Annotated in this window: 8 protein-coding genes; 4 read left to right on the top strand and 4 right to left on the bottom strand. The window is 71.8% G+C overall.

All coding sequences use genetic code 11. The features are described 5' to 3' along the window. Nucleotides 1-187: hypothetical protein (locus tag C1I97_RS40255; RefSeq protein ID WP_181446989.1), on the top strand; the 187-nt coding region annotated here is incomplete at its 5' end. Nucleotides 188-191: 4 nt separating this feature from the next. Here the strand turns inward: C1I97_RS40255 and C1I97_RS30590 are convergent. The 3 genes from C1I97_RS30590 to C1I97_RS30580 are packed head-to-tail and all read right to left on the bottom strand — an operon-like array spanning nucleotide 192 to nucleotide 1,501. Beyond that, on the bottom strand, nucleotides 192-377 hold the full coding sequence (locus C1I97_RS30590) for a hypothetical protein (protein WP_111006337.1): 186 nt from the start codon (nucleotides 375-377) through the stop codon (nucleotides 192-194). A gap of 11 nt (nucleotides 378-388) precedes the next feature. Further along, nucleotides 389-973, bottom strand: a complete 585-nt coding sequence (locus C1I97_RS30585; RefSeq protein WP_111006336.1) for an ArsR/SmtB family transcription factor — start codon at nucleotides 971-973, stop codon at nucleotides 389-391. A 57-nt stretch (nucleotides 974-1,030) separates the two neighbouring features. Then, the gene (locus C1I97_RS30580) at nucleotides 1,031-1,501 is read right to left on the bottom strand and encodes an Lrp/AsnC family transcriptional regulator (protein WP_181446988.1); all 471 of its coding nucleotides are present in this window, start codon (nucleotides 1,499-1,501) and stop codon (nucleotides 1,031-1,033) included. 125 nt (nucleotides 1,502-1,626) lie between these two features. Here C1I97_RS30580 and hppD point away from each other — a divergent pair, with 125 nt between their 5' ends. Further along, nucleotides 1,627-2,775: a 4-hydroxyphenylpyruvate dioxygenase gene (hppD, locus tag C1I97_RS30575; protein ID WP_111006335.1), complete on the top strand. Its 1,149-nt coding sequence runs from the start codon at nucleotides 1,627-1,629 to the stop codon at nucleotides 2,773-2,775. Between the two features lie 84 nt (nucleotides 2,776-2,859). On the opposite strand, the gene C1I97_RS40250 is transcribed toward hppD, so the two are convergent. Continuing rightward, entirely contained in the window at nucleotides 2,860-3,375 is a 516-nt protein-coding gene (locus tag C1I97_RS40250) for a hypothetical protein (RefSeq protein WP_181446987.1), read from the bottom strand. 92 nt (nucleotides 3,376-3,467) lie between these two features. On the opposite strand from C1I97_RS40250, the gene C1I97_RS30565 reads away from it, so the two are divergent. Both C1I97_RS30565 and C1I97_RS30560 read left to right on the top strand, forming a co-directional pair. Next, complete coding sequence (locus C1I97_RS30565; RefSeq protein ID WP_111006334.1) at nucleotides 3,468-4,874, top strand: FAD-binding oxidoreductase; 1,407 nt, start codon at nucleotides 3,468-3,470, stop codon at nucleotides 4,872-4,874. Nucleotides 4,875-5,007: 133 nt separating this feature from the next. Next, on the top strand, nucleotides 5,008-5,346 hold a 339-nt coding region (locus tag C1I97_RS30560; RefSeq protein WP_146608342.1), incomplete at its 3' end, for a DUF2510 domain-containing protein.

The raw sequence follows: 5,346 nt of genomic DNA, 5'->3' as shown, positions 1-5,346 counted from the left end.
GGTCATGGTGACCGCGTTCGCCAGCCAGCTCCCCACGGACGCGGGAAGCCGGCTGCGCCAGCAGCAGATGCTCAGGACCGCGATCGGTTCCCTGGTCACCACGTCACGCACCGCGATGCCCGCGCAGGGCGCCGTCGACGCCCTGGTGGCCCTGGAGAAGGGGAAGGGCTCCGTCCCCAGTTGCTAGAGGGCTAGACGGCGGGGGCCGTCCTCGGCGCGGCGGCCAGGCGCAGACCGACCTCCACGAGGGTCCAGCCCAGCCGGGTGCGAAGAACGCCGGGGCGCCCGGCCTGGGCGGCCAGCCGATGCGCTTCGGCTTCGGCGCGGAGTTCGGCGGCTCGGGTGTGGTGCAGGATGAGTTGGGTCTCGGCATGCATGGGGCGGCCTCTCAGTCCGTGCGGGTGGGGAAGACGTGCGTGTGGACGCGCACTACCTCGGTGTCCGGGGTGTCGTCGCCGGGGGCCAGGGCCCGGTAGCTCTCCACGAGCTCGTGCATCTTCTCGACGAGGTCGAGGGCCAGCTCGGGGGTGAGACGCAGCGTGAAGTCGCTCATGTCCGAGGCGCGGGCCCATTCCTCGGACCACTCGTTCTTGGTGCCGAGCCAGGTCGCCAGCTCCTGAGTGTGCTGGTTCGCGACCTCGTGCAGGAGCAGGTCCGCGGCGCCGCGCACTTCGGGGTCGGAGTCCTTCAGCAGCGTCTCGTCGAAGCTCACGCCTCCGTGAGTCGCCCGCCACCAGCGCTCCCGCCCCTTGCCGTGCTCGGGCGCGTCCTCGACGAAGCCGTGCGCGGCGAGCTGGCGCAGATGGTAACTGGTGGCGCCGCTGGACTCGCCCAGTTTCGCGGCCAGTTGGGACGCGGTGGCCGGCCCGCTGCGCCGCAGCGCGGTCAGCAGCCGCATGCGCAGGGGATGGGCGAGGCCCCGCAGGGAGCGGGCGTCAAGTGGGCGGACTGGCTGGGCCCAGGACTCGTTCATGCGTACAAAGATAGCGTTGCAAAGCAGTCTTTGCAACGAGTTCTTTGGAATTCGGTCTCACTCCCCTCCCGCCGCCTGCTCCACCAGCGGGATGACCCGCAGCGGCACCGGGTTCTCCATCACGATCGCCGTCGAGGCGCGCACGATCCCCTCGAAGCCCACCACCCGGTCGATCACCCGCTGCAGGTCGGCGTTGGAGCGGGCGACCAGCCGGCACAGCATGTCGCCCGACCCGGTGGTGGTGTGCAGCTCCAGCACCTCCGGCACGGCCGCCAGATGCGCCCGTACGTCCGTCCCCTGCCCCTGCCGGATCTCCAGCGTCGCGAACGCCGTCACCGGGTAGCCGAGCGCCGCCGGGTCCACCTCCGGGCCGAAGCCGCGGATCACCCCGCCCGACTGCAGGCGGTCCAGCCGCGCCTGGACCGTTCCCCGCGCCACTCCCAGCCGCCGCGACATCTCCAGTACGCCGATGCGCGGCTCGCGCGCCAGCAGCACGATGATGCGGCCGTCCAGATGATCGATCGCCACGCGTCCCGCCTCCCGGGTGGTCATCCTGTACAGAAAGCCCGCAGGTGCGCCGCTTTCACTGGTCATGTTGCCCAGTGAATACGCGAACTATTGCGCACCTTGCGAGACCAGGTGACCCTTCCGCTATGACGCAGACCACACACCACACTCCCGACGAGACCGCCCGGCAGGCCGACCCCTTCCCGGTCAAGGGAATGGACGCGGTCGTCTTCGCCGTGGGCAACGCCAAGCAGGCGGCGCACTACTACTCCACCGCCTTCGGCATGAAGCTGGTCGCCTACTCCGGACCGGAGAACGGCAGCCGCGAGACCGCGAGTTACGTCCTGGAGAGCGGCTCCGCCCGGTTCGTGTTCACCTCGGTGATCAAGCCCGCCACCACCTGGGGCCACTTCCTCGCCCAGCACGTGGCCGAGCACGGCGACGGCGTCGTCGACCTCGCCATCGAGGTCCCGGACGCGCGCGCCGCGTACGCCTACGCCGTCGAGCACGGCGCCCGCTCGGTGGTGGAGCCGTACGAGATGAAGGACGAGCACGGCACCGTCGTCCTCGCCGCGATCGCCACCTACGGCGAGACCCGCCACACCCTGGTCGAGCGGACCGGCTACGACGGCCCGTACCTGCCCGGCTACGCGGCCGCGAAGCCCATGGTCGAGCCGCCCGCCCAGCGCATGTTCCAGGCCGTCGACCACTGCGTCGGCAATGTCGAACTCGGCCGGATGAACGAGTGGGTGGAGTTCTACAACAAGGTCATGGGCTTCACGAACATGAAGGAGTTCGTGGGCGACGACATCGCCACCGAGTACAGCGCGCTGATGTCGAAGGTCGTGGCCGACGGCACGCTCAAGGTCAAGTTCCCGATCAACGAGCCCGCGATCGCCAAGAAGAAGTCCCAGATCGACGAGTACCTGGAGTTCTACGGCGGCGCCGGCGTCCAGCACATCGCGCTGAACACCAACGACATCGTGCAGACGGTCCGTCAGATGCGGGCGGCCGGGGTCGAGTTCCTCGACGCCCCCGACACCTACTACGACACCCTCGGCGAGTGGGTCGGCGACACCCGCGTGCCCGTCGAGACCCTGCGCGAGCTGAAGATCCTCGCCGACCGCGACGAGGACGGCTATCTGCTGCAGATCTTCACCAAGCCGGTCCAGGACCGCCCGACCGTGTTCTTCGAACTCATCGAGCGGCACGGCTCGATGGGCTTCGGCAAGGGCAACTTCAAGGCCCTGTTCGAGGCGATCGAGCGCGAGCAGGAGCGCCGCGGCAACCTGTGAGCCCGAAGCCCGCACACACCGGTGGACCCGCCCGCCGCGCCACCCGCGCGGCGGGCGGGCCGCCGTCACCGGCAGCGGTGGCGCTCACCGGCGCCGCCGCCCGGTGACGTCCCCCGGCGCCTCCGCCACCGGCGGTTCGCCCAGCGCCGCCAGCCCCTCCCGTGCCTGAGCGTTCCCCTCCGGGCGCAGCCGCAGCGAGGTGCGCAGCGCGTCCTCGGCCTTCGGGCAGTTCGCCGCGTCGGCCGTGCGCCGCCCCTGTTCGACGTAGGCGGCCCCGAGCATCGCCCACGCCCGCGCGTCCCGTGGCTGCGCCCGCAGATGCCGCTCCCGCTCGGCGATCAGCGCCGCCAGACCGGGCAGCGAAGCCGGCGCCCCGGCGCCCACCGCGGTCGGCGCCGCCGCCCCGGGCGCCGCATCGGGCGCCGGCGCGGGCGCCCTCGTCACGGGCCGCGGGGCCGGCAGCGACAGCAGCACCGCGCCCAGCGCGCCGGCCGCCACGACCAGTCCGAGGAGCACCTGGCGCACCCGGAGCAGCAGGCGGGACCGGCGCCGCGGCTCGGTCGGCAACGACGTGGCCGGGCTCCGCAGTGGGTTCTCCATGGCGCACACGGTGCGCCAGTACGACTATCGCCACCCGGGAGGCGGAGGGGCGCGGCCGACGGGTTCACACCGATGGCCGGGAGTGCGACGCTGTGATCATGAGCCGAATTCAAGCCCCACCCGACGAAACCCAGGGCAACCTCACCGACCGGCTCCTCGCGGGCCTGCCGGCCGAGGCGGTGCTCATCGATTCCGACGTCACGGCCTCCTACGCCAACGACATGGCGAGCTTCTGCCCGTCCGGCGTCCCGGCCGTGGTCGTCCTGCCGCGCACGGTGGAAGAGGTGCAGCACGTCATGCGCGTCGCCACCGAGCTGCGCGTCCCCGTGGTCCCGCAGGGCGCCCGCACCGGCCTGTCCGGCGCGGCCAACGCCTCCGAGGGCTGCATCGTGCTGTCCCTGACCAAGATGAACCGCATCCTGGAGATCAACCCGGTCGACCGGGTCGCGGTCGTCGAACCGGGCGTCGTCAACGCCGCGCTGTCCCGCGCGGTGAACGAACACGACCTGTACTACCCGCCGGACCCCTCCAGCTGGGAGATGTGCACCATCGGCGGCAACATCGGCACCGGCTCCGGCGGTCTGTGCTGCGTGAAGTACGGGGTCACCGCGGAGTACGTGCTCGGCCTGGAGGTGGTGCTGGCCGACGGGCGGCTGATGTCCACCGGCCGCCGCACCGCCAAGGGCGTCGCCGGGTACGACCTGACCCGCCTGTTCGTGGGCTCCGAGGGCTCGCTCGGCATCGTCGTACGGGCCGTCCTGGCGCTCAGGCCGCAGCCGCCGCGGCAGCTGGTGCTGGCCGCCGAGTTCGCCTCCGCGGCCGCCGCCTGCGACGCGGTGTGCCGGATCATGGCGGGAGGGCACGTGCCCTCGCTGCTGGAGCTCATGGACCGTACGACGGTCAAGGCCGTCAACGACCTCGCGCACATGGGTCTGCCGGAGACCACCGAGGCGCTGCTGCTGGCCGCCTTCGACACCCCGGACCCGGCCGCCGACCTCGCCGCGGTCGGCGCGCTGTGCGAGGCGGCCGGCGCCACCCAGGTCGTGCCCGCCGACGACGCCGCCGAGTCCGAGATGCTGCTGCAGGCGCGGCGGCTGTCGCTGACCGCGCTGGAGGCGGTCAAGGGCACGACGATGATCGACGACGTGTGCGTGCCGCGGTCCCGGCTCGGCGAGATGCTCGAAGGCATCGAACGGATCGCCGAGAAGTACCAGCTCACCATCGGGGTCTGCGCCCACGCCGGCGACGGCAACACGCACCCGACGGTCTGCTTCGACGCCCGGGACCCCGACGAGTCGCGGCGCGCCCGTGAGTCCTTCGACGAGATCATGGCCCTCGGCCTCCGGCTCGGCGGCACGATCACCGGAGAGCACGGTGTGGGCGTGCTGAAGAAGGAGTGGCTGGCGCGGGAGATCGGCCCGGTGGGGGTCGAGATGCAGCAGGCGATCAAACAGGCCTTCGACCCGCTGGGCATCCTCAACCCCGGAAAACTGTTCTGATCACGACTGTGAAGTACATGTACGAGGTTGCCCGGAAAGGAGTGGGTCCGGCCGGACCGGCGGTGGCGGGTGCCCCGGTCTGGTAGATGTGGAGCACCCAACACGACCCCCGAGCAGATACGGGACGACGGACATGAGCGCCCCAACCCCGGAACCCGGTGACGACAGGCCCCGCGAGGGGTACTACCCGGACCCGTCCATCCCTGGATACGTCCGGTACTGGAACGGCTCCGCCTGGGTGCCGGGCACCAGCCGGCCGGCGCCGGCCGACGGCGAGCCGCTCGGCCCGCCGCCCGGCGCGCGTCCCGCGCCGGTCCCGGCGGTCGAGGAGACGGGTCCCCATTTCTTCGACGAGGATGCCCCCGTCCCCGAGCCCGACCCGGCGGAGGACCGGCGCGGCAGCCGGCCCGAACCGGCGTCGGCGTGGGGCGCCGACCGCTCCCGGCAGTCCGGCTTCGGCGGTGACCAGAAT

Source organism: Streptomyces sp. NTH33 (assembly GCF_003236365.1).
In the GTDB taxonomy this organism is placed as follows: domain Bacteria; phylum Actinomycetota; class Actinomycetes; order Streptomycetales; family Streptomycetaceae; genus Streptomyces.
Note: the sequence above shows the minus strand (reverse complement) of the source record. Positions and strands in the feature narration are given on the sequence as shown.